The 22,843-nt window shown below is 70.9% G+C and carries 19 protein-coding genes and 1 tRNA gene; 7 read left to right on the top strand and 13 right to left on the bottom strand.

The genetic code is table 11. The annotated features are described in order from the left end of the window. Positions 1 to 62: 62 nt before the first annotated feature. The 4 genes from ACFYW5_RS11725 to ACFYW5_RS11710 all read right to left on the bottom strand — a co-directional run bounded on the left by ACFYW5_RS11725 (position 63) and on the right by ACFYW5_RS11710 (position 2,295). Positions 63 to 845, bottom strand: coding sequence for a calcium-binding protein (locus ACFYW5_RS11725; RefSeq protein ID WP_389416764.1), 783 nt, complete (start codon positions 843 to 845; stop codon positions 63 to 65). Positions 846 to 928: 83 nt separating this feature from the next. Then, complete coding sequence (locus ACFYW5_RS11720) at positions 929 to 1,438, bottom strand: phosphoribosyltransferase (protein ID WP_389416763.1); 510 nt, start codon at positions 1,436 to 1,438, stop codon at positions 929 to 931. A gap of 2 nt (positions 1,439 to 1,440) precedes the next feature. Next, positions 1,441 to 2,016, bottom strand: a complete 576-nt coding sequence (dcd, locus tag ACFYW5_RS11715) for a dCTP deaminase (RefSeq protein ID WP_250077761.1) — start codon at positions 2,014 to 2,016, stop codon at positions 1,441 to 1,443. Positions 2,017 to 2,112: 96 nt separating this feature from the next. Then, a complete protein-coding gene (locus ACFYW5_RS11710) occupies positions 2,113 to 2,295 on the bottom strand; it encodes a hypothetical protein (protein ID WP_389416762.1) in 183 nt (60 codons plus the stop codon). Positions 2,296 to 2,568: 273 nt separating this feature from the next. Between ACFYW5_RS11710 and ACFYW5_RS11705 the strand changes: the two genes are divergently transcribed. Further along, positions 2,569 to 2,642 (top strand) — tRNA-Gly (locus ACFYW5_RS11705). Between the two features lie 732 nt (positions 2,643 to 3,374). Further along, positions 3,375 to 3,821 (top strand): hypothetical protein, encoded by a 447-nt coding sequence (locus tag ACFYW5_RS11700; RefSeq protein WP_389416761.1) that lies wholly within the window; start codon positions 3,375 to 3,377, stop codon positions 3,819 to 3,821. A 290-nt stretch (positions 3,822 to 4,111) separates the two neighbouring features. On the opposite strand, the gene ACFYW5_RS11695 is transcribed toward ACFYW5_RS11700, so the two are convergent. The 3 genes from ACFYW5_RS11695 to ACFYW5_RS11685 form a co-directional block, all read right to left on the bottom strand. Continuing rightward, entirely contained in the window at positions 4,112 to 5,170 is a 1,059-nt protein-coding gene (locus ACFYW5_RS11695) for an HTTM domain-containing protein (protein WP_389416760.1), read from the bottom strand. Further along, positions 5,160 to 5,804, bottom strand: a complete 645-nt coding sequence (locus tag ACFYW5_RS11690; protein ID WP_389417008.1) for a DUF5819 family protein — start codon at positions 5,802 to 5,804, stop codon at positions 5,160 to 5,162. Before ACFYW5_RS11690 ends, ACFYW5_RS11695 begins: the two co-directional genes overlap by 11 nt. A gap of 101 nt (positions 5,805 to 5,905) precedes the next feature. Further along, complete coding sequence (locus ACFYW5_RS11685; RefSeq protein WP_389416759.1) at positions 5,906 to 7,144, bottom strand: ice-binding family protein; 1,239 nt, start codon at positions 7,142 to 7,144, stop codon at positions 5,906 to 5,908. A gap of 727 nt (positions 7,145 to 7,871) precedes the next feature. Here ACFYW5_RS11685 and ACFYW5_RS11680 point away from each other — a divergent pair. Continuing rightward, positions 7,872 to 9,491, top strand: a complete 1,620-nt coding sequence (locus ACFYW5_RS11680; RefSeq protein WP_389416758.1) for a GMC oxidoreductase — start codon at positions 7,872 to 7,874, stop codon at positions 9,489 to 9,491. 83 nt (positions 9,492 to 9,574) lie between these two features. On the opposite strand, the gene ACFYW5_RS11675 is transcribed toward ACFYW5_RS11680, so the two are convergent. The 3 genes from ACFYW5_RS11675 to abc-f form a co-directional block, all read right to left on the bottom strand. Next, on the bottom strand, positions 9,575 to 10,060 hold the full coding sequence (locus tag ACFYW5_RS11675) for a carboxymuconolactone decarboxylase family protein (protein ID WP_389416757.1): 486 nt from the start codon (positions 10,058 to 10,060) through the stop codon (positions 9,575 to 9,577). Positions 10,061 to 10,062: 2 nt separating this feature from the next. Further along, entirely contained in the window at positions 10,063 to 11,139 is a 1,077-nt protein-coding gene (locus ACFYW5_RS11670) for a dihydrodipicolinate reductase (RefSeq protein ID WP_389416756.1), read from the bottom strand. An 88-nt stretch (positions 11,140 to 11,227) separates the two neighbouring features. Next, a complete protein-coding gene (gene abc-f / locus ACFYW5_RS11665; RefSeq protein ID WP_389416755.1) occupies positions 11,228 to 12,835 on the bottom strand; it encodes a ribosomal protection-like ABC-F family protein in 1,608 nt (535 codons plus the stop codon). A 309-nt stretch (positions 12,836 to 13,144) separates the two neighbouring features. Here abc-f and ACFYW5_RS11660 point away from each other — a divergent pair, with 309 nt between their 5' ends. Both ACFYW5_RS11660 and ACFYW5_RS11655 read left to right on the top strand, forming a co-directional pair. Then, entirely contained in the window at positions 13,145 to 14,107 is a 963-nt protein-coding gene (locus tag ACFYW5_RS11660) for a glycoside hydrolase family 11 protein (RefSeq protein WP_389416754.1), read from the top strand. Between the two features lie 19 nt (positions 14,108 to 14,126). Then, complete coding sequence (locus tag ACFYW5_RS11655) at positions 14,127 to 15,083, top strand: polysaccharide deacetylase family protein (protein WP_389416753.1); 957 nt, start codon at positions 14,127 to 14,129, stop codon at positions 15,081 to 15,083. 28 nt (positions 15,084 to 15,111) lie between these two features. Here the strand turns inward: ACFYW5_RS11655 and ACFYW5_RS11650 are convergent, their stop codons facing one another. The 3 genes from ACFYW5_RS11650 to ACFYW5_RS11640 form a co-directional block, all read right to left on the bottom strand. Continuing rightward, on the bottom strand, positions 15,112 to 16,029 hold the full coding sequence (locus tag ACFYW5_RS11650; RefSeq protein ID WP_389417007.1) for a LysR family transcriptional regulator: 918 nt from the start codon (positions 16,027 to 16,029) through the stop codon (positions 15,112 to 15,114). Continuing rightward, the gene (locus ACFYW5_RS11645) at positions 16,026 to 16,721 is read right to left on the bottom strand and encodes a type 1 glutamine amidotransferase domain-containing protein (RefSeq protein WP_389416752.1); all 696 of its coding nucleotides are present in this window, start codon (positions 16,719 to 16,721) and stop codon (positions 16,026 to 16,028) included. The genes ACFYW5_RS11650 and ACFYW5_RS11645 overlap by 4 nt, the downstream gene beginning before the upstream one ends. A gap of 129 nt (positions 16,722 to 16,850) precedes the next feature. After that, entirely contained in the window at positions 16,851 to 21,446 is a 4,596-nt protein-coding gene (locus tag ACFYW5_RS11640) for a CHAT domain-containing protein (protein WP_389416751.1), read from the bottom strand. A gap of 67 nt (positions 21,447 to 21,513) precedes the next feature. Here ACFYW5_RS11640 and ACFYW5_RS11635 point away from each other — a divergent pair, with 67 nt between their 5' ends. Further along, entirely contained in the window at positions 21,514 to 21,897 is a 384-nt protein-coding gene (locus tag ACFYW5_RS11635; RefSeq protein ID WP_389416750.1) for a hypothetical protein, read from the top strand. A 2-nt stretch (positions 21,898 to 21,899) separates the two neighbouring features. Beyond that, positions 21,900 to 22,733: a hypothetical protein gene (locus ACFYW5_RS11630; RefSeq protein WP_389416749.1), complete on the top strand. Its 834-nt coding sequence runs from the start codon at positions 21,900 to 21,902 to the stop codon at positions 22,731 to 22,733. The last annotated feature ends 110 nt before the right edge of the window (positions 22,734 to 22,843 follow it).

Below are 22,843 nucleotides of genomic sequence, written 5' to 3'. Positions count from 1 at the left end.
GGCCCCCGGCGTGCAGTGCACGCCGGGGGCCCTTTCCGCTGCTGTGTCTTTGTGCTGTGCGACTACTGGACGTCCACGAAGTCGCCGGCCGCGCTGACCGCCGGAGTCGTGCTCGTGCCCGCGAAGCTGTAGCGGAAGTAGCCGTCGGTGGCGGCGGTGACCGTCGTCTTGAGGCTGCCCGTCGAACTGGACTTGATCGTCTTCACCGTGGTGTAGGTGCTGCTGCCCTTCTTGCGGAACTGCAGCTTCACCGACTGGTTGGCGTAGCCGTGGTACAGGTTGTCCTCCCAGTTGGCCCGGGAGAGCTTGCCGGTGACCGTGATGGTCCGGCCCTTCTTCACCGGCTCCGGCGAGGCGTTGACCGTCAGCTTGGAGTAGCGCTGCACCTGGAAGGTGGTGGCCGCGTCCCGGTGGATGTAGTCGGAGTCCAGGGCGGCGACCAGCGTGCTGAGCCGCCAGGTGGCCGCCGCGTTGTTGCCGTTGATGGCGGAGCCGCCCTGCGGGTCGAACGTCAGCGTGCCGGTGCAGGTCGAGGTGGTGGCGCTCACCTTGACGCAGCTGATCTCGCCGTCGTCGTACCAGATCTGGTCGTAGTTCGGCGTCGGGCCGTAGGCGCTGATGTACGTGGTCTCGTCGATGCCCGAGTCGTCCGACGCGGTGACGGAGACCTTGGCGGACACGACGTTGGTGGTACCGACCACGACCGGCTTGCCGCCGTTGACGACGACCTTGTCGATCGTGATGTCGCCCGAGCCACCGTCCGCTGCCCGGGCGGTGGCACCGGTAACCCCGGCGACCAGCGCGACGCTGGTTCCGAGCACGGCAAGGCGCATGGCTGAGCGCATGAACATCCCCCACGGAGTATGCGAATGACCAGAATTTGATCAGAGGAAGCGTACGTGACCCCAGTGACCGCAGTGACCGCAGGTCAGAGCGCTTCCTTGTTCTCCTTGGCCACTTCCCCCGACCTGCTGACCGGCGGCAGGACACTCCACGGGAAGTTGATCCAGTCGTCGGTCCGCTTCCACACGTACTCGCACTTCACGAGGGAGTGGGACTTCTCGTAGACGACGGCGGAGCGGACCTCGGCGACGTGGTCGAGGCAGAAGTCGTGCACCAGCTTGAGCGTCTTGCCGGTGTCGGCGACGTCGTCGGTGATCAGGATCTTCTTGTCGGAGAAGTCGATGGCGTTGGGGACGGGAGCGAGCATGACGGGCATGTCCAGCGTGGTGCCCACTCCGGTGTAGAACTCGACGTTCACCAGGTGGATGTTCTTGCAGTCCAGGGCGTACGCGAGCCCGCCGGCGACGAAGACACCGCCGCGCGCGATGGAGAGGACGATGTCGGGCTCGTAGCCGTCGTCGGCGATGGTCTGCGCGAGCTCGCGGATGGCGACGCCGAACCGCTCGTAGGTGAGGTTCTCCCGTATGCCGCTCATGCTCACACCTGGGTCCGATGGAAGTTCAGGAAGGACCGGGAGGCGGTCGGGCCGCGCTGCCCCTGGTACCGGGATCCGTACCGCTCGCTGCCGTAGGGGAACTCGGCGGGCGAGCTGAGCCGGAACATGCACAGCTGCCCGATCTTCATGCCGGGCCAGAGCTTGATGGGGAGCGTGGCGAGATTGCTCAGCTCCAGCGTGACGTGCCCGGAGAACCCGGGGTCGATGAACCCGGCGGTGGAGTGGGTGACGAGCCCGAGCCGCCCGAGGGAACTCTTCCCCTCCAGCCGCGAGGCGAGATCGTCGGGCAGCGAGATGACCTCGTACGTGGAGGCGAGCACGAACTCCCCGGGATGGAGGATGAACGGCTCGTCGCCCTCGGGCTCCACGAGCCGTGTGAGGTCGGCCTGCTCGATGGAGGGGTCGATGTGCGGGTACCGGTGGTTCTCGAACACCCGGAAGTACCGGTCCAGCCGTACGTCGATGCTGGACGGCTGCACCATGGTCTGGTCGTAGGGATCGATCCGTACCCGCCCGGCGTCGATCTCGGCCCGGATGTCCTTGTCTGAGAGAAGCACGTCCCGAGGATACGCAAGGCGCGCGGACCGACCGAATCGGACGGCACCCGCGCGCCTGCGCCCCAGGTCTGACTTGCTACGGCCTACTGCTGCTCGCTACCGCTTACTACTGCTGACTGCCGGCTCCAACGCCACCGGCACCGGCACGACACTGCGGAGCCGGGCACAACGCGGACACCGGACCAGTCGTCCGGGACCGAGCCGCTCGGCCTGCTGCATCGGGAACGAGGCGGTGCTGAATACGTGCCCATCGGCACAACGGACGACGGTGTGCTCCATCAAGTCCTTCGAGTCCCTTCCCCAAGAGCCGCGCCCGGCTGCTGCCCGCCGGGCGACAAAAGCCCACATTACGGGATGAAAGGGACGGCCCTCCAGGCGGCACTCCGACCCACCCGAACCCACTCCCACACCTCCACCGTACGCCCCAACTCCGGGCGCCCGCAGCCGCATCCCACCCCTGAAGCACAGTCAGACCCCGCGGCCTGAGCACCGGGGGTCTGCCATGAGGTACAGTGAGCGAGCATTCGACACCGACTCCGGTCGGGGTCTTACGCGGGTGTAGTTTAATGGTAGAACATCAGCTTCCCAAGCTGAGAGCGCGAGTTCGATTCTCGTCACCCGCTCCATGCGAAACCCCCAGGTCATCGACCCGGGGGTTCTTTGTTGTCCAGCCCGGTGGGCGGGGCGCGCACCATTAGCTCTCGGTGACCTACTCGCTGTGGTGCGCGGGGTCGCCCCTATGGTGCTTCGCACGCTCGGCGCAAAACAGGTCGTCGCACCTCGCACTGCCGCTCCTCGCCGGAGTGCTGATAGATCAGCGCGGCTTTCCCGGAGGACTGGCCCGCCCTGACCATCGTGTCCTTGAGCGTGGCACCCGAGCGCGTCGAGAGGGTGTGGCAGGTGTGCTTGCTACCGCTCTCGCGAGCAGCCCTCACGTCCAGTCCTATGCGCTAGTTCCTCCGGCGACGCCCCTGCGCATAAGGGCCGTGGCGGTCATGTTCCCGCCATTCCTCGTCATGGGGGTCGCGGTCTTCGCCGCCCGCGTTATCTCCAGGAGTCGGAATGTGCTCCCCCTCGTTGACCTTGGCCAGCAGCGAGGCGAGGGGATCAAGGGGATCATCGCTGAAACGATCGGAGCCGCGCTCGGGCAGCGGACCCGGCTCTGTCCTGTCGTCACGCGCCCGTGATGTACCGCTCATGAGTAACCCCCTCCGACTCACTGAGATGCACTTGAGGTCTTTCCCTCGAAGCCGCTCCCAAGACCGGCCGCGCATGAGCGCAGGTGAGCAGCCCTGTACGGAGCCCTGCGAGGCGCCAAGACAGTTGGAATGCGCGTCGGTGAGGGAAGTCTTCTTGGCATGGACGCATGGGGGACGCTTCTGGCAACCATTACCGGCGCGGCGATTGCTCTGCTGGGACAACACCTGAACAAACGCAGTGAGGCACGCGCCAAGACTGTCGAGCTGCTGATGGATGCTTGCGCCCAAATCGCTGCTTCGAGCGGAGATTTCCTCAACCGCGTCTGGGAAGAGCAAGTACTGAACCTTGAGGGCCGCGTGATCGAGTGGGATCTGGCGAGTCATCGTCTGGCATCCGCACGGCTGCAGATCCTGGCCCACGACGCCGGGCTGCTGGCCGCGCTACGAGAGGTGAACGACGCCGGCCAGGCTCTGGGAGCCTACTGGCGACGGGGAGACACGGAAGAGCCCGAGTACCGAGCCCGGCGAGACCGGTGCCGTGCGGCCATGGACTCGTTCATCGAGCAGAGCAGCCGTGTGATCGGCAAGCGCCTGGAGCGCCCCTGACGGCCCGCTGCACAGCACGTCGGAGTCACGCGTGTACTCGAAGTAGATGAGCGTCATCCACAGGGGTGTGGAAGGGCAGCACAGGGATGCCGTGGGCATCGAAGGGATCGGCGTCGAGATCCCGGTTCGTTCCGCGAGGCCGGCAGCAGGCTGCTAGCGCCTCGTCCGTTTCCAGGAGACGGTCCCAACGAACGCCTCTACTACGCGATCCGGACCGGCACCGCCGACCGCTGGGGTGAGCTGCCGGTACGGCACCTCTCCGGCAACCCATGGCTCGTGGTTTTCCCTTGTCACAGATGTGAGGCCGTTGGCTGGGGCGGCACGAGGGGTTGTTCTGCGCGGGGTGGATCTTCCGCCTTGCTCCTGGCATCCGGTTGCCTGCTCGTGGGTCGGCGGCGGCGGGGCAGGGATTGGTAGAAGCGGTCCGGTAGGAAGGTTGCGTCCGCGATGATCATCGCGGCTGAGAAGAGCGGCAGGCCCATGAGTACGGCGATGCTTGCGTGCATGCCCAACAGCAGCGTCAGGACCGGGTACTTGAGGCGTCCGAACAGGACGAAGGGGAACGCCACCTGCAGCAGCACCGTCAGGTAGCAGGCGATGCTGATCAAGACCTCGTGCTGGTCCACCATGAGCGAGAGTTCGGGCCAGGGGCGGAACAGGTCGAGGTTCAGGACGTAGTGCAGGGCGGTGCCGTTGGCCCAGGTGGCGCCCTGCACCTTGTAGAGGCCCGCGGATCCGTAGAGGAAGCAGACCTGGGCCGCGATGACGAACATGGCGCAGTTGTGGAGTACGGCCGTCAACGTCCGGTGCGTGTATCGGAGCCCGGACGTCGGCGGACTCGTGGTCTTGGTCGTGGCGGCTCGCCGGCGGGTTCTTCTTGCGTCCAGGGACCAGCGTCTGCCGCAGGCGGTGAAGACCAGGTAGCTGGCCATCAGGAGGACCAGGTTGTCTCCGCCGTCGGTCATCAAGATGGCTCTGGCGTGGAACGAGGCCACCACCACCGCGAACAGCGCGGACACCGCTCTGGTCCGCCAGCCCAGCATGAACAGCGCTGACGTGATGACTGCCAGCACGTAGCACGTCTCGAAGTACGCCCGGCTGTCGGAGAGGGTGAGGATGCTGGCCCACCCCGTCTGGTCGAACAGCTGCCTCGCCAGCTCGGGCGTCCACGGGGACCCGGGGCCCCAGATCTCGTCGCGGTGCGGGAACTCGCGCAACAGGAAGACGAGGTAGAGGAGTCCGTACCCGATGCGCAGGACCGCCGCGGCGTAGAGCGAGACCGGCTGCTCGGTCAGGACGGTGAGGAGCGCAACGATCCGGTGCGGGGCGCGCGGCTGCTCAGTTTCCATGGGAGGTCACCTTCCGCCAGGGCAGGTACCGCGTTTCGGCAGACGTCGGTGCGGCGGCGGCCGGGCCCGCGGCGGCGCCGGGCACGGCGATGGGCACCGTGACCACCCGCAGCTGGACCGACTCGAAGGCGCCGCCCCGGTGGCCGGCGATGCGTTCTGCGGCGATGTTGGTCAGGTACTGCTGGATCATCAGCGCCCGCTCCGAGCGGGGGACATCGTCACTCCCGTGGGTTTCCACGTAGGAACTCCAGGCCCTGCGCAGCGTGTTCTGCGCCGTATGGCTCGGGAACGCGTTGTGCTTCACCGCCGCGTTGTCGACGGCCGTCAGATCGAACCAGCCGCTCACCTGCGCCCTGCCGTCCGGGCCGGTGCGCATGGTCCTCGCCGAAATCTTCCGGTTGACCGACTCGGGATCCGGAGCGAAGAGCCGCCAGTTCTGTTCGAACAGGGGGAAGACCCACGCGTCTACCTGGCGGGTGTACTGCCGGGAGAGGGGGTTCGGTGGTGCCACGTGCAGAAACACGAGGAGAACATGGATCAGGGCCGTCGCCAGGCAAAGGATCACCGCGGCGGTCGTTCCCGCTTTCAGGAGACCGGGCAAAGGCTTGGCCACTCCGGTCCTGGCTTCTCTCATCGCTTCTCCTGAGAATTCGCCAACGGCGCGCGACGGAATCGACAACGATCCGCCGCGCGCCGCTCGTCATGCTCGCTCCCATGGGGGCATGGGGGTCGGGGTCAGGCAGTCTTCTTGTGGTCACCTTCGTGATCGCTGCCGTAGCCCTCGGGCTTGCCAGGCTTTCCAGGCTTCTCAGGCTTTTCGTCATGACCGTGGCCGCCGCCCGGCTTTCCACCGTGATCATGGTCTCCGGGCTTCCCGCCGTGGTCGTGCCCGTGGTCGTGCCCATTGCCCCCGGTCGCACCGCCCCCGGTCGCACCGCCACCGGTCGCACCACCCGTTCCGCCACCCGTGACGCTGCCCGTCGTGCCCGCGACGAGGCCGCCCAGGGCGCCTCCGGTGGTTCCGCCCGTCAGGACGCCGCCGAGAACACCACCCAGGACGCCGCCGGTTCCGCCACCCGTCGGCACACCGCCGATGATGCCGCCCGTGGTACCGCCCGTGGTGCCACCCGTCGTCGTACCGGCGATCACACCACCCGTGATCACGCCACCGGTCGTGCCACCCGTGCCCCCGGTCCCGCACGGCCCCAGGAAGATCCTGTTCGTGTCCAGCGTCACGGCGCCGCCACCGGTACCGCCCGCATCGGCCAGCAGCCGGCCGTTGATGACCGCCCCCGTGGTGGCGCTGATCGAGGTGTTGGCCAGGATCGTGCCCACGAACGAGGTGTTGGTGCCGAGCGTGGCCGAACTGCCCACCTGCCAGAACACATTGCACGGCGAGGCGCCGTTGACGAGGCGCACCGTGCTGTTCTCGGCCGCCGTCGTCAGCGTCGAACCGATCTGGAACACCCAGACGGCATCGGGGTTGCCCTGGGCGTCCAGGGTGAGGGTGCCGGTGATCTCCGCGCTGCTGTTCGCCCTGTAGAGGCCCGCCGTCAGCGTCTGGCCACCGAACTCGTGGGGAGCGTCGTTGTACACCGCGTCCGTCAGCGCCTGCCCGGCGGCCTGGTTGTACGCCGTGGTCAGCTCGGTCTTGGCCTGGCCCGCGTGGGCATCAGCACTGTGCAGGGTCCCGGGCGGGGTCACGCTGCCGGGCGGGAACCCGGTGATGGCCGCACCGGGGCTCACACCGACGTTGAGCCCTTCGATCACCGTGGGGCCGGTGTTGGTGACGGTCGCACCACCCAGTACTCCGTAGGTGGCCAGGGTCGTGCCCATGGGCACGGGGGTGGCAATGGCATTTGCGCGCGTTGGCGTCAGAGCGAGGATCACGGCGGCGATGACCACGGCCACCACCGCCGCGATCCACATCGACATGGTGCGCCGCAGGGGCGCGTCAGGAATGTTCAGCGTCATCGAGGGGCCAACTCCTTGTGCGGGTGGTCTGGCAGATCCCGGTTGCGCAGAATCGCCTGTTTTCTGCCGTCGGAATATTACTGAGGAGTGTGCCGGTCGATGATTCCGCTGAGCCGGTTCTCCGGAATCGCTGAATGGACCTTGAATTACATAGGAATACTTAATGGGCTGGATGGCTCAGGAATCTGAGCAGGCGGCGGATACGGTCGCCCGGCGCGTTCGACGGAACGGCAGACCGCCGCCGGAAGATCGCCGGCTCGCCTGGCAGGCGTCCGCGCCTCTCGGTATCGCCGGAGCCGGGACGACTTGATGATCTGGGTATCCGTTGCCCGGGTCCGGGCCGCCACCTGGGGATATCCGGTACGGGAGGGCCTGCTGGTCGGCGTCGGGTCACGGGCGACGCACCCAGCACGCTCAAAACGGCGCACCAGTGCCTCCACCGCCGGGCAGGCCCTGGGAAAAGTGCGGCCGAGGCGTCACGCGAATGTCCGGCCCGCACTGTCCGCAGTACTACTACTGAGCGCGGCTCGATTAACTCTCGCGCACCACCACCCGGAAGGCCGACTTCGGCGTGTTGCGGCGCGTGCGCCATGGGGTGCCCCTGTTGCGTCAAACCCCGTCCGTCAACCCTGCGATCGGCAGTCAAGTTACCGGCAGGTTTCTCGTGACTTGTTTCGTTTACTTCAGTAGAACCCGTTTCGATCGAGCAAAACGAAAGGGGATCTACATGAGATCCGAAGCAGACGTCAGACCGGAAGGAAGAGAACTTTCCCGACGACGTTTCATTGGTAGAACTGGTTCTATTTTTGGCGCCGCCGCATTGGGGGCATTCGAGCTGCCCGCCGCTGCGGCGCTCCCTCTCGAAGAGCAGGTCGACGCTCTCGTCATCGGCACCGGATACGGCGGTTCCGTCACCGCGTTGCGGCTCGCTCAGGCCGGGGTGGACGTCCGCATGGTGGAAATGGGCATGGCCTGGGACACCCCGGGGACGGACGGCAACGTATTCGCCAACACCACCAGCCCGGACCACCGGTCCTTCTGGCTCCGCACCCGGACCAGGCAGCCGCTGAGCAACTTCCTCGGCTTCCCGCTCGACAAGGACGTGCCGCGGTACACGGGGATCCTGGACGCCGAGGACATGGGCGGCATCGTCGTGTACCAGGGGCGGGGCGTCGGCGGCGGGTCGCTCGTCAACGGCGGGATGGCGGTCACGCCGCTGCGCTCCCGTTTCCCCGGAATCCTGCCCTCCGTCGACGTCGCCGAGATGTACGACGTGTACTACCCGCGCGCCAACAGCACCCTCGGCGTCAGCGGCATCGACCCCGCCTGGCTCGAGACCGCGGAGTGCTACGGGTACGCCCGCGTCGGCCGCAAGCACGCGGGACGGTCCGGTTTCCGCTTCCTGTTCGTGCCCAACGTCTACGACTGGGACTACATGAAGCGGGAGGCGGCCGGAGCGGTGCCCAAGTCGGCGCTGGCCGGCGAGATCCTCTACGGCAACAACCACGGCAAGAAGTCCTTGCCGAGGACCTACCTCGCGCAGGCCCGCGCGACCGGCCGGGTGTCCATCTCACCGCTGCACCGGGTCACCGCCGTCACGCCCGCCACCGGCGGCTACGCCGTGACCGTCGAGCAGCTCGACACGGGCGGCGCCGTCATCGCCACCAAGTCGGTACGGGCCCGGCGGGTGTTCTTCGCCGCCGGAAGCGTCGGCACCAGCAAGCTGCTGGTCCGGCTGAAGGCCACGGGCGCACTGCCGCACCTCAACGGCGAGATCGGCAACGGCTGGGGCGAGAACGGCAACGTCATGTGCGGCCGGGCCAACCACCTGTGGGACCCGACCGGCGCGCTGCAGTCGTCGATCCCGACGGCGGGCATCGACAACTGGGCAGCGGGCGGGGCGTTCGCCGAGGTGGCGCCGCTGCCGACGGGCATCGAGACCTGGGCGTCGTTCTATCTGTCGATCACCGACAACCCCCACCGCGGCCGGTTCACCTGGAACGCGGCGGCGGGGAAGGTGGAGCTGAACTGGCAGACGGCGTGGAAGCAGCCGTCGATCACCATGGCGAAGACGATCTTCGACAGGATCAACGCCACCGAGGGCATCATCTACCGCACGGACCTCTTCGGCGCCCACAAGATCTGGGGCGACCATCTCACGTACCACCCGCTCGGTGGCGCGGTCCTCAACCGGGCGACCGACAACTACGGTCGGCTGCACGGCTATGCGGGGCTCTATGTGATGGACGGCGCGCTGATCCCCGGCAATGTCACCGTCAATCCGTTCGTGACCATCACCGCGCTCGCCGAACGCAACATCGAGAGGATCATCGCCGAGGATTTCTGAGCCGCCCGTGATCCCGCATGACTGTGGGCCGGGGCCTCCGGGTCCCGGCCCACACCCTTGTCCCCACCCTTGTCCCCCACCCTTCAACCGCGCGCCGACGGCAGGACGCAGACGCTGTCCAGCCCCAGCACATGGTTGAGGCGGCCGAATGCCAGCCAGGAGCCGATGCTCATGCTCAGCTCCACGATCTCCGCCTGGCTGTAGTGCGCCGTCATCCGCTCCCAGAAGTCCCCGTCCAGGCCGTGGTGGTCTAGTGCGTAGCGCTCCGCGTACTCCGCGGCCAGCCGGGTCCGTTCGTCGAAGGCGTCCGTCGTACGCCACCGGGCGACCGCGTCGAGGAAGCCCTCCTCGACCTTCTGCCCGTCGCGTTCGGTGCGCCAGTCCAGGCAGAACAGGCACCCGTTGATCTGCGCGACGCGCAACCGGGCGGCCTCGAACTCACGCAGCCCGAGCGTCGTGTGCTCATAGACGGCGAGGGAGAAGGCACTGGCCGCCGGGCCGATCCCAGGCACCATCTCGCCCCAGACGTACGCGAGGGGCTCGGCGCCCTCGGGAATGTCGATCCGCATGGTCACCTCTTTCCGAGTCGGCCCACGGCTGGGCGCAGCGGGACGTCGAGGGCGTCGTAGAGACCCGGTTCGGCTGCTACGAGCCAGTCGACGGCGTTCACCAGACGGCCGGCCGCCGTGGCGTTGCCGCCGGCGGCTCGGTTGTCCCCCTCGTCCGTGGCCTCGACCGTGACCTCGATGCGGGGGCGGCCCTCGATGATCACGCGGTGTGCGCCCGCGCCGCCGCCGGGCGGCACCGGCCAGTCCGGGGCGCAGCCGGGGTGGATGCGGGTGATGTGCTCGATGACGAGGCGGGGCTCGCCCGCCACCATGCCGCGCACTTCGAGACGCACCGCGCCCTGGGTACCGGCCGCGAACTCCCCCATGGTGTCCGTGTGGACGGGCGCGTCGAGCGGCCGGCGCTCCAAGTGCTCTTCGGTGTGGTCGAGTTGGGCGCCCATGGCGCGGGCCATCATCCGCAGCTGGCCGCCCCAGATCATCGTGGGGATGCCCTCGGCGAGCATCAGCGGCTGGTAGTCCAGCGGGTGCCCCATGCCGATGAGATGGCGGACCGATTCCTCCTGGTCGTACGTCGAGTAGTCGAAGATCTCCTGGCAGCGGACCGCGTCGATGTCGGATCCCAACCCGCTGACCAGGAGCGGGAGTACGTCGTTGGCCCACCCGGGGTCCACGCCGGAGACGAACAGGGCGCCGCCCCCGGCCCTGGCGGCTTCGAGCAGGCCGGCACGGATCTCGTCGGGGGCGTTGGTGCAGTCGTACATGCCGTACAGGGAGGGGGTGACGACGACGGCGCCGGCGCGCAGGGCGCGGCTGATGTCCTCGATCGCGCCGTCCGGGCGTACGTCACCGGAGGCGGCGTACACGACCGCGCGCGGGCCTGCGGAGAGGACGCCGTCCACGTCGTCGGTCGCCGTCACGCCGAGGGTGCGGCCGAGGCCGCCGAGTTCGCCCGCGTCCTTGCCGACCTTGGCGGCAGTGGAGACCAGCACGGCCACCAGGCGGAGCATCGGGTGGGCCGCGACGGCCCGCACGGCCGCGCGCCCGACGTTGCCTGTGCCCCAGACCACCGTGGGAATCATGGGCGGAGGGTAACGACGCACCCCAGAACTTCCCATAGCCGTGCACGGGGAATCGGGGGCCGGGGCAGGGCAGGGGGCGGGACGGTCGTCAGATCGGGCTCAGTTCCAGGGTGGGGCCGGATAGGGCCGAGCGGAGGCGGCGGTCGTGGGTCACGATGATCACTGTTCCCGTGTAGTCGGCCAGGGCCGCTTGCAGGTCCTCCACCAGGGCCGGGGCCAGATGGTTCGTCGGCTCGTCGAGGAGGAGCGCGTCGTGCGGCTCGGTCAGGAGGCGGGCCAGTTCCAGGCGGCGGCGCTGGCCCGTGGAGAGGTCCCGCACCCGCTGGTCCAGGTCGGGCTCGCGGAAGAGGCCCAGCGAGAGCAGCTCCTGCGCCCGGTGCGCCCCGAAGGCCGCCGCCAGGGAGAGGTCGTCCTCGCTCGGCGTCCGCGGTGTCACCTGGCGGAGCAGCCCGGCTCGCGCGGGCCGCCGTACCGTCGCGCCGGGCTCCGGGGCCAGTTCACCGGCCAGGACCCGCAACAGTGTTGATTTCCCGGCGCCGTTGGGTCCGGTGACCAGCAGTCGGCCGCCCGCGGGCACGTGCAGGGAGTCCAGCAGCAGGCGTCCAGGCACCCACACGTCGGCCGCCTCCACCGCCCGGTCCGCCGAACCCTCGATCCGAGCGGCGAACCGCAGCGGTTCCGGCGGTGCGGGCACCGGGTTCTCCGTGAGCCGCTGCACCCGTTCCCGCGCGTTGCGGATCCGGCTCATCGCCCCGTGCGCCCGGGAGCGGGCCCGGAAGGCGCCCGCCCCGCTGAACGCCCACGGCGCCTTGCGGGGGATCGCGTCCAGGCGCCCGATGTGGGAGTCGGCGAGCCGGGACTGGCGGGCCACCTTCGCCCGCCATTCGGTGTACTCCCGTTCCTGGCGGGCGCGTTCGGCGGCCTTGGCGGTCAGGTATCCCTCGTAGCCGTCGCCGTAGCGGCGGACGGTTCCGGCGTCCACCTCCAGGATGGTGTCCGTCACGCGGTCCAGGAAGGTCCGGTCGTGGGTCACGGCGACAAGCGTGCCCCGGTGGGCGCGCAGCCGCTCCTCCAGCCAGGCCACCGCCTCGTCGTCCAGGTCGTTGGTCGGCTCGTCGAGGAGGAGCAACTCCGGCGAGGAGGCCAGCGTCGCCGCCAGGGCCAGCCGTGAGCGCTGGCCGCCGGAGAGGGTGCCGAGCCTGCGGGACCGGTCCAGGGCGGCCGACTCGCCCAGGTGGCGCAGGGTCACGTCGACCCGGCGGTCCGCGTCGTAACCGCCGCGCGCCTCGAACTCCGCCTCCAGCGCGGCATAGTGCTCGTACGCCGAGGAGTCGGCGAGTTCGGCCCCGGCCTCCCGCAACCGGCGCTCCAGGGTGCGCAGTTCGGACAGCGCCAGGTCGACGGCGTCACCGACGCGTGCCGTGTCGGGCAGGTCCAGGGTCTGCGCCAGATGACCGATCCCGCCCGGTGCTACGACGGTGAGGTCGCCGTTGTCGGGTGGTACGGCGCCGGCGAGCAGCCGCAGGAGCGTGGACTTGCCGGAGCCGTTGTCCCCGACGACCCCGGCCCGCTCACCGGGCCGGACGGTGAACGACACACGGTCCAGGACGAGCCGGGTGCCGTAGCGCTTGCTGACCTCGGTGACGGTGAGCTGGGGGACGGCGACGGGGGAGGGTGCTTCGGGAGCATGGAACAAGTGGGTCCCTTTCGATGGATCATCTACGAGACGAGACGAGACGTCTCGTCTTGGCGAGACTCCTGGACCGTACCCCCTACGCCCGATTGACGCAAGACGCTGTGTCTCGCTCACCCACGATCGATGATTTCCACGAAATCTTTCGGAATTAAGCTCGGGCCACATGATCAGGTAGACGGCGAGAAAAAAGTCAGGCGGCATCGGAAAGGCTGGTGAAATGCAGCAATAGCCGATTTCACGCCTCCGAATGTTTCGTAACAAAAACCGAAACCATTGACACTTGTCGTGCCCCGGCCAACACTCCGCCGCATGAAGAACTCACTCACACGGCTCCGACTGCTCATCAGCAGCGCCTGTGCCGTCCTGCTGCTCGCCATCGGATCGGTGACCGCCCACGCGGACACCGTCGTCACCACGAACCAGACCGGTACCAACAACGGCTACTACTACTCGTTCTGGACCGACGCCCAGGGCACGGTCTCCATGAACCTCGGCTCCGGCGGCAACTACAGCACCAGCTGGCGCAACACCGGGAACTTCGTCGCCGGGAAGGGCTGGGCCAACGGCGCGCGCCGGACCGTGACCTACTCCGGCACCTTCAACCCGTCCGGCAACGCCTACCTGACGCTCTACGGATGGACCGCGAATCCGCTCGTGGAGTACTACATCGTCGACAACTGGGGCACCTACCGCCCCACCGGCACCTTCAAGGGCACGGTCACCACCGACGGCGGCACGTACGACATCTACAAGACGACCCGGTACAACGCCCCCTCCGTCGAGGGCACCAAGACCTTCGACCAGTACTGGAGCGTCCGGCAGTCGAAGCGGACGGGCGGCACCATCACGACCGGCAACCACTTCGACGCGTGGGCCCGCGCCGGAATGCCGCTCGGCAGCTTCAACTACTACATGATCATGGCGACCGAGGGCTACCAGAGCAGCGGCAGCTCCAACATCACGGTGGGCGGCACCGGTTCGGGCGGCGGGGGCGGCGGTGGCGGCACCGGCTGCTCCGCCACGCTCTCCGCCGGCCAGCAGTGGAGCGACCGCTACAACCTCAACGTCTCGGTCACCGGGTCCAGCAACTGGACCGTCACCATGAACGTCCCCTCCCCGGCGAAGGTCCTCTCCACCTGGAACGTCAGCGCCAGTTACCCCAGTCCACAAGTCCTCACCGCCAGGCCCAACGGCAGCGGCAACAACTGGGGCGCCACCATCCAGCACAACGGCAACCACACCTGGCCCACCGTCTCCTGCACGGCGAGCTGACCGCGAAGGAGGCCCGACCATGCGTCCCTTGATCGCGAAACTCGCGGTGGCCGCACTGGCCGTAGCGAGCACGATCACCGTCAGCACCGCCAATCCCACCCCGGCACAGGCCGCGACCTGCAACGGCTACGTCGCCCTCACCTTCGACGACGGCCCGTCCGGCAGCACCCCGGCCCTGCTGAACGCCCTCACCCAGAACGGCCTTCGGGCCACGATGTTCAACCAGGGCCAGTACGCCGCCGCCAGCCCGGCGCAGGTCCGCGCCCAGGTGAACGCGGGCATGTGGGTGGCCAACCACAGCTACACGCACCCGCATCTGACCCAGCTCAGCCAGGCGCAGATCGACTCCGAGCTCTCCCGTACCCAGCAGGCGATCAGCAACGCGGGCGGCGGTACGCCGGTGCTCTTCCGTCCGCCGTACGGCGAGACCAACGCGACCGTGAAGGCCGTGGCCGCCAAGTACGGTCTGACCGAGGTCATCTGGGACGTCGACTCCCAGGACTGGAACGGCGCGACCACGGACGCGATCGTGGCGGCCGCGGGGCGGCTCACCAACGGACAGGTCATGCTGATGCACGACTGGTCCGCCAACTCCCTGGCGGCGATCCCGCGCATCGCGCAGGGACTGGCGAGCCGTAATCTCTGCGCCGGGATGATCTCCCCGCAGACCGGCCGGGCGGTGGCGCCGACCGGTTCCGGCGGGGGCGGTGGCAGCTGTACGGCCGCCCTGTCCGCCGGCCAGCAGTGGAGCGACCGCTACAACCTCAACGTCTCGGTCACCGGCTCCAGCAACTGGACCGTCACGATGAATGTGCCCTCGCCCGCGAGGGTCCTCTCCACCTGGAACGTCAGCGCCAGTTACCCCAGTCCACAAGTCCTGACCGCCAGGCCCAACGGCAGCGGCAACAACTGGGGCGTCACCATCCAGCACAACGGCAACCGGAACTGGCCCACGGTCAGCTGCACCGCAAGCTGACCCCGGAGAGCGTGGGTCCCACCCCGTGTCACCAGGTGGGGCCCGCGCGCAGCAAGGTGTCCCGGACCCGGGTGACATCGAGGTTTCCGGTGGGTCCCGGGCGCTGGACCACGTACGCCGTGTTGATCGGTGGGTCCTCGGGGTCGTGCAGGAGGGTGAGGGCGGCCGAGGCGAGTTCGTGTTCGCACAGGTAGCGGGGCAGGACCGAGAAGCCCGCGCCCGCGGTGACCGCCGCCAGGACGCCTCGCAGGTCGGGCAGGGTGACGGCGGCGCGGCAGTTCAGGCGCCGGCCGAAGACGTGCCGCCAGTAGCGGCGGAGGATGGGCAGGTCCTCGGCGTAGGCGATGAGCGGGACGGTGTGCAGGACACCGGGGCCCTCGGCCGTCACCCGGCCGCCGATGCGGTCCGCCCACACCGGCGCGGCGACCAGCACGAACTCCTCGTCGGCCAGCGGGGTCGCGAGCAGGGTACGGCCGCGCGGGCGGGTGGTGGCCAGGACCAGGTCGTGGCGGCCCGCGCGCAGTTCGTCGAGCAGGGGATCCGTCAGGCCCGGTGTCACCCGCAGCCGCAGCCCCTCCGCGACCAGCGGCGCCAGCGCGGGCAGGACGCGCAGGCAGAGGAGTTCGGCCGGGCCCGCGAGGTGGACCGGCGCGGGCGGGCCCGACTCCGCCGGGCCGTGGCCGGTGGCCTCCAGCAGCGCGTCGAGCGGGCCCGCGATCCGCGCCGCCAGGTCATGGGCGTACGGCGTGGGCGCCACGCCCCTGGGCAGGCGGGCGAAGAGCTCGCGGCCCGACTGCCGCTCCAGGGCCTTCACCTGCGTGGTCACCGTGGGCTGGGAGATGCCCAGCAGCTGCGCGGCGGCGGTGAAGGAGCCGGAGCGGTAGACGGCCAGGAACGTCCGGGCCAGGTTGAGGTCCTGGATGCCCGTTCCCGGGGACGCGCTCAGCTCAGCCTCTTCAGCAGCTCGGCCGCGAGCGGGGCCGAGGAGGCCGGGTTCTGGCCGGTCACCAGGTTGCGGTCGACGACCACGTGCGGCGCCCACGGCTCGCCCGCCTCGACCTGCACGCCCGCCTCCACGAGCCGCGACTGCAGCAGCCACTTCGCCTTGCCGGCGAGCCCGGCCTGGGTCTCCTCGGCGTCGGTGAAGGCGGCGATCCGGTAGCCGGCGAAGGCGTTGGCGCCGTCCTCGCGGGTGGCGGCGAGCAGCGCGGCCGGGCCGTGGCAGACCACGCCGAGCGGCTTGCCGGAGTCCAGGGCGTCGACAAGGAGCCGGCCGGAGACGGCGTCGACCGCCAGGTCCTCCATGGGGCCGTGGCCGCCGGGGTAGAAGACGGCGGCGTAGTCGTCGAGGTCGACGTCCGCCAGGCCGACCGGGTTCTTCAGCTCGGTCATCGCGTCGAGGGCCCGGGCGGTCTCGTCCGCGCCCTCCTGGCCGCCGTTGGCCTCCGGGGCGAGGCTGCCCCGGTCGACGACGGGCACGACTCCGCCGGGCGTGGCGACGACGATCTCGTGGCCCTCGGCCTTGAACCGCTGGTAGGGGGCGACGACCTCCTCGGCCCAGAAGCCGGTGGGGTGGCGGGTGCCGTCGGCGAGCGTCCAGTGGTCGACGCCGGTCAGCACGAACAGGATCTTCGACATGGGGTGATCTCCAGAGGTTGAGGTGGACCTCGAACGTAAGCCCGTCGACCCATAGGTCTCCAATGAGGATTCTGATCCCGGGCATCGGAATTCCGATGGGTCATCGGGAATACGCCACCACCCGCGAATCTAGGTCCCCGCGTGCACGTACGCCGCCCACACGTGCGGCCGGTCGGGGATGCGGCGGCGGAGTCCGCGGACCGCCTCGTGCAGGGCTCGGGCCGCGCCCGGGGTGTCCGGGGCCGTCGTACGCCGGTAGAAGTCGCGGGTCATGTGGTCCGCGTGGGTGCTGTCGATGGTCCACAGGGTGCCGACCGCCGCGGGGAACCCGGCCAGCAGGAACGAGCTGGTGATGTGGATGGCCTCGTCGGTGAGGCGTTCCGCCGTCCGGGCGGTGCCGCAGGCCGCCAGGAACGCCAGCCGCGCCGCGCTCGGCCGGGCCCGGCAGATCTCCAGCACCGACACCGGCTCACCGCTCGGCAGGCGGAGCAGGGCGCCGGAGGGTTCCGCGGGGTCGGTGGCCGCGTGGCAGCCGAAGTGAGCCCAGGAGGCGTGGTGCAGGGCGCCGAGGACGGCCTCGCGGGTGGCGGCCGCACCGATCAGCGGGGCGGGCGCGCCGAGGAGTCCGGCGGCGTAGGCGGTGGCCGCGGCTACTCCCGGGAGTTCCTGTTCCGGCTCGGCGACCAGCAGGGCACCGCCGGGGCCGGGCCGGCGGCGGGCCCGGGAGCGGGCGTGGGCGAGGGTCTTCAGGCCCGGGACGTAAGACGACACCACCGCGTCCAGCGCCGCTCCGCAGCCGTCCTGCGCGCAGTCCGGTGCCGTGCACTGGGCCGCGTGCAGGGGCAGTGCGCCGAAGGCGCCGGTCGGCACCCACCACAGGCGGGGCCAGCTGCCGTGCCGGGGGACCGGCTCCGCGGCGCCCACCAGGTCCAGGACCGGACGGACGACCTGGTGCCAGGTCCACGCCAGCGTCTCGCGGACCGTGGTGCCCGCGGCGACCAGTTGCCGGGGGGAGGGCCGGGCGGTGCCCTGGGCGTTGATGGCGTCGACGGCGTCCCGCAGCCGCCGGGCGGCGCCCGCGACCTCGTCGGCCCCGACGTCGAGGTGCAGGGCGGTGATCGAGCGGGCGGTGACGACGAGGGCATGGCAGTGGCGGCGGCCCTGGTTCAGGACCACGACCGGGCCGTCGGCCGCGAGGTCCCGCAACTGCGGTGCGGCCAGGGGCCGCAGGAAGTCCTCGAAGCCGGGCGCGGTCCGGATACGGGCGATCAGCGCGTCGAGTTCGCGTGAGGCACGCAAGGCCGCGAGCCGGGCCCACTCGGCGTGCCCGGCGGGGGCGAGGGCGCCCTCGGGACCGGCCGCGAGCGTGTCCGTCAGCCGATCGAACCCGACGGGTCCGGCCGGAGCGTCGGCGCCCTCGGGACCGGCGCCGAGCGCGTCCGTCAGCCGCTCATACCCGGCGGGTCCGGCCAGGGCGTCGGTGTCCTCGGGACCAGCGCCGAGCGCGTCCGTCAGCCGCTCGAACCCGGCGGGTCCGGCCGGGGCCCCGCCATCCCCGGGACCGGCGGCAAGCGCGTCCGTCAGTCGTTCGAACTCGGCCGCCAGATCCGGGTGCCCGGCGCGCAGGGCGTCGAGGTCGGCGCGGGCCTCGATGCGCCGGGCCAGCAGCAGCCCGCGCCCCCGGTCGAGGAGTTCGGCGGCCCGGTCCACCTCCGGTCCGGAGGCGGTGCGGGCGTGCGCGGACGGCAGGCGCAGGGCCGCGAGGGCCTCGCGTACCGCGTCCGGGTCGTCGCCCGCCGCCGCCCGCTCGGTCACGGCCTTGAGACCAGCCAACTCCCCCGGCAGCCGCGCCGCCAGGTCCCGTCCGACGAGGTGCGTGAGGATCAGCTCGACGATCGTCCGGATGTCCCCCTCGAACGTGGACAGGCCGTGCTCGGCGGACCGCTGGTCACTGCCCCGGTCGGTGAGCCCGGCCATCGCCTCGACGCCTGCTTCGAGGTGGTCGAGGGCGAGGTCGACCCGGGGCCGGGGCCTGCCCAGCGCACCGGCCGCGGCCGCGATCTCGCCGTGGGCCCGCATCCACACCGGGACCGCCGGGTCCCGCCACATCCTGGGGTCCGCGGCACCGGCGAAGCGGTCCCGCAGGGGGCCCATGACCGTCTCGAACAGGTCCGCCGGCGGCCTGCCCGGCGCCTGCGAGGTCGTCGCCTCGGGGAGCCGTCCCCGGGCCATGAGGTCGACGAACATACGGATCGTCCCGGCGATGTCCGGCGCCCCCTTGGGCGTCCCCTCGCCGAGCACGCGCCCCAGTTCGTCCGCCTCCGCCACCAGGGCCGCCGCCCGCTGCGGTTCGGCCGGGCGGAGCAGCAGCGCGCGCTGGACGAGCGCCCTGGCCAGTGTCGTACCGGCCATGGGCCGCATCGGATGTCCGGCGGGGCAGGCCGCGAAGGTACGGCGGCACTGCTCGACGATCTCGTCGCCCAGGTCGCCGCGGGGGCCGCCGCCGGGGCCGACGGTCTCGACCAGGTCGGCGTAGGCGTCGCCCATCAGGTCGTACCAGGGGCGGTCGCCGGTCGAGGGTCCGCGGGTCAGCTCGCGCATCCGGGCGGCGGTCCGCCGGGCCCGCTCCAGCTGGGCCGGTTCATGGCCGAGGAGGTAGTTCTGGAGGGCGCTGTGGAACTCGGTGCGGGCCGCGAGGACGGCGTGGTCGGTCTCCGTCAACGCCACTTCGCCGTACGGGGGTTGGGGTCCGTCCGTGGGGGCCGGGGAGGTGGCCGAGGCGAGCAGGGCGGAGGCCTCGCGGGCGTTCTCCGGGTCGAAGCGGCCCACGGACAGGGCGGTCAGGGCGTCGGCGAGGAGCTTGTCGAGGTGGCCCGCCATATCGGGGGCGTGGGTGCGGGCGTAGCGCAGCAGCTCGACGACCTCGTCCAGGGTGGCCGGGTCGCTCCGCCCGGCGGACCGGGCGGACAGGGCGCTGCCGAGGGCCGCGGCGAGGTAGGGGCGCAGGGAGGTGTCGTCCTCGTCGACGTCCCCGAACATCTCCCGGATGACCGCGATGTCGGAGTCGAGGTTCTCGGGGGCGTCGAGACGGATGTCCTGCATACGGGACAACTGCGCGGTGAGCTTGACGAGTTCGTCCGGCAGGGGCTCGCCGCTCACCGACACGACGGCGATGGGCAGGGCTGCCTCGTAGGCTTCCCGGCGCAGCAGGTCCGTCGCCGGGAAGCCGGGCGGGGCCTGTGCGGCCACCTCCTCGGTGAGTTCCCGGGACTCCGCCGCGAGGAGGTCGGCGCGGGCGGGCGCCGTCGGCCGCAGCGCCTGTGCGCGCATGCCGGTGAGGGCGGCCAGGACGGCGACGTAGGCGTGGCGGCGGGTGCCGTGGGCGGGGAGGGCCGCCCGGTAGCGGGCTATGCGGGCGTCGGCGGTGTCGTCGGGGACGAAACCGGAGGCCAGGTCGAGGATCTCGACGTCGACGTCGGGCGGGCCACCGGTACGGGTGGTGTGCCGACGCACCTGCTCGACGAACCGGCCCAGGGCGACCGGCGACCCGTCGGACTCCAACTCCCGGTAGGCGTCGAGCACGGCCCGCTGTTCGTCGCCCAACAGGCCGGCGGAGTCGAGCAGTTCTATCGCCTCCAACGCCTCGTCACCGTCCTGGGACTTCGGGCCGGTGGCGCCGGGCTCGGTCAAGGCGCCTGCTGACCGCAGGAGTTGGGCCGCTTCCCGGGCCGCTTCCCGGTCGTCGCGGGCTCGGGCGAGGGCCGTGAGGGCCTGGGCCAGGGCTGTGGTGGTCCAGGCGTGGGCGGGGTGGTCGGTGGGGGTGGCGGCACGGGCTGTGCGCAGGCGTCGTACGGCGCAGGCGATGCGGCTCGGGTCCTGTTCGGCGACGCCCGCCTCCGCGATGGCCGCGCCGATCCGGAGATCGCGTTCGCCGGGCCAGGTGACGGGCTGGGCGACCAGCAGGCGGAGCGTCGCGAGGCCGTCGGAGTTCTCCTGGGTGAGCGAGCCGTCCGGTGCCATGGCCACCAGCCGCTCCACGACGGCCAGTTCGGGGACTCCGAGCAGCCGGGCCGCGTCCACGACCGTGCGCAGGGCGACCGAGGCGGCGGCCCGCGCGAGGTCGGGGTCGAGGAGGGGCAGGCGTTCGCACACCGCGCGGCCGTAGCGGGCGGCCGCCGCCAGGGAGCAGGGCTCCGCCTCGCGCTGGAAGCGGAGGACGTGGAGTTCCAGGGCCTGGACCGCGACCTCCACGAACCCCGCGTGGTCGTCGTCCCGCACGTGATCGAGGGCCGTCTCCGCCCACGCCAGCGAGCGGTCGAGGGCCACCGCCCCGCCCTCGCCGGTGACTTCCTCCCCGTACGCCGAGCTGATCAGGTGGGCGAACCGGGCTTCGTGGGAGGGGTCCCCGGGATCGAAGCCCTGACGGAGGGCGTCGGGGAGATTGGCCTCCGCGGGCAGCCGGGGGCACAGGAAACCGAACGTGCCGAAGACGACCGTCAGATTCAGCTGGGCCTCGGGGTCCTCGTCGCCCCCGTGCCGGAACCAAAAGGTCCAGAACACCGCCGCGACCGATTCGAGGTCGATCGTGCCCTCGGGCACCGGCGCGGCCTCCCGCAGCAGGGCCAGCGCGTCGGCCGCCGCCTCCGCCGCGCGCAGCGGCGCGGGATCGCGGGCGCTCTGGGCCGTGACGAGACGTGCGACCACTCGATCCCGAAGCTCCGTCATCGCTCGTTACATTAGTCTGACCGCCTGTCAGGGGGCAGTGGTTCTCGTGAGTTGCAGGGAGGCCGCCGTGGGCGACGGGGCGATGGCGCGGCAGGTGTACGAGGACGCCGTCGAGTATCTGTGCCGCAACATGGACGATCTGCGCGACCTGGTCGGGCCCGGTGCCTGGGAGGCCGCCTTCCCGGCCGTACGGGACGCGGATCCCGCGAGCCCCGAGTGGCGGGACGGCGTACGCGCCCTGCACCACGCGGTCGAGGCGGCCGGGGTGCCGGGCGGACTCGGGCTTGATCCCACGCTGGGCGTCGGCGGCTGGCCCGGCGCTCCGACGCCCCGGTCGGCCGGCTGGGTGTGCCCCACGCGCCGCTGCGGCCGGGTCGACCTGCGCGAGGAGGGCCCGGCCGCCACCCCGGCCTGCGCGCTGCACGGGCAGCCGATGCGCCTGGTGGACTGACCGTGGTGGGACTCCTCGCGGAGCTGCAAAAACGCATACCCGACGGCTGGTTCCTGCGCCGGCTGCTGCCCGCGGCGCTGTTCGTCGTGGTCGCGCTGGTCGGCGGCGGGGCCCTCGGGCACAGCCGGTGGAACGACGTCCCGCTCGCCCGCGCGCGGATCGCCGACGCCCTGCGCACGAGCGGCGGGCTGACCGCCGACGGGATCGCCTCGCTGGTGCTGTTCGCGGTACCGGTGGTCGCCGCGGCGTTCGCGGTGCCGTATGCGGCCGCCGCGATCGGGGCGCTGGCGTCCGGGGCCTGGCCCTGGTGGCTGATGCCGGTGGGGCGGCGGGTGACCGCCTGGCGGGCGGCGCGCTGGGTGCCGCCGGATGTGCTGGCCCGGCAGTCGGTGCGGGCCCGCGCCGACGGCCATGCCCTGCGCGCCGACCGGCTCGACGCGCGGGCCGCCCGCGCCCGCTCGGCAGACCGCCCAGGCTCCCCCACCTGGTGCGGCGACCGGTTCCGGCGCACGGAGGCGCAGGTCGCGCGGGACACGGGCGGGGACGTGACGAGCGGCTGGACGGCCCTCCTGCTCGGCGCGGAGGAGGCACCGCGCGCCGCGCTGGCGGAGACCCGCGACTCCTACGACGCGGCCTGCGAGGCGCTCGCCTGGAGCGCGGCGTTCACGGTGCTCGGCGCCTGGTGGTGGCCGGCGGCCGTGGCCGGGGTCCTGCTGGGGCTCGCGTCCTGGCGGTCACTGCGCACCGCGGTCGAGGCCCTGTGCCGCACGACGGAGGCGGCCTTCACCCTGCACCCCCCGGAGCCGCCTGCACCGGGTCCGCCCGAACCGCGATGACAACCGTCTGAGCCCGCTCGACGGCGCCTGTTTCGGTCATCACCGCGCCCCGGGGGAGCTATGCGCCGTACGACCGAGGCGGCCCTCACCCCGCACCCTCCGCACCGGCC

Source organism: Streptomyces sp. NPDC002779 (assembly GCF_042888685.1).
Taxonomy (GTDB): Bacteria; Actinomycetota; Actinomycetes; order Streptomycetales; family Streptomycetaceae; genus Streptomyces.
The sequence above is the reverse complement of the archived record's forward strand: the minus strand, read 5'-3'. Positions and strand labels throughout refer to the sequence as shown.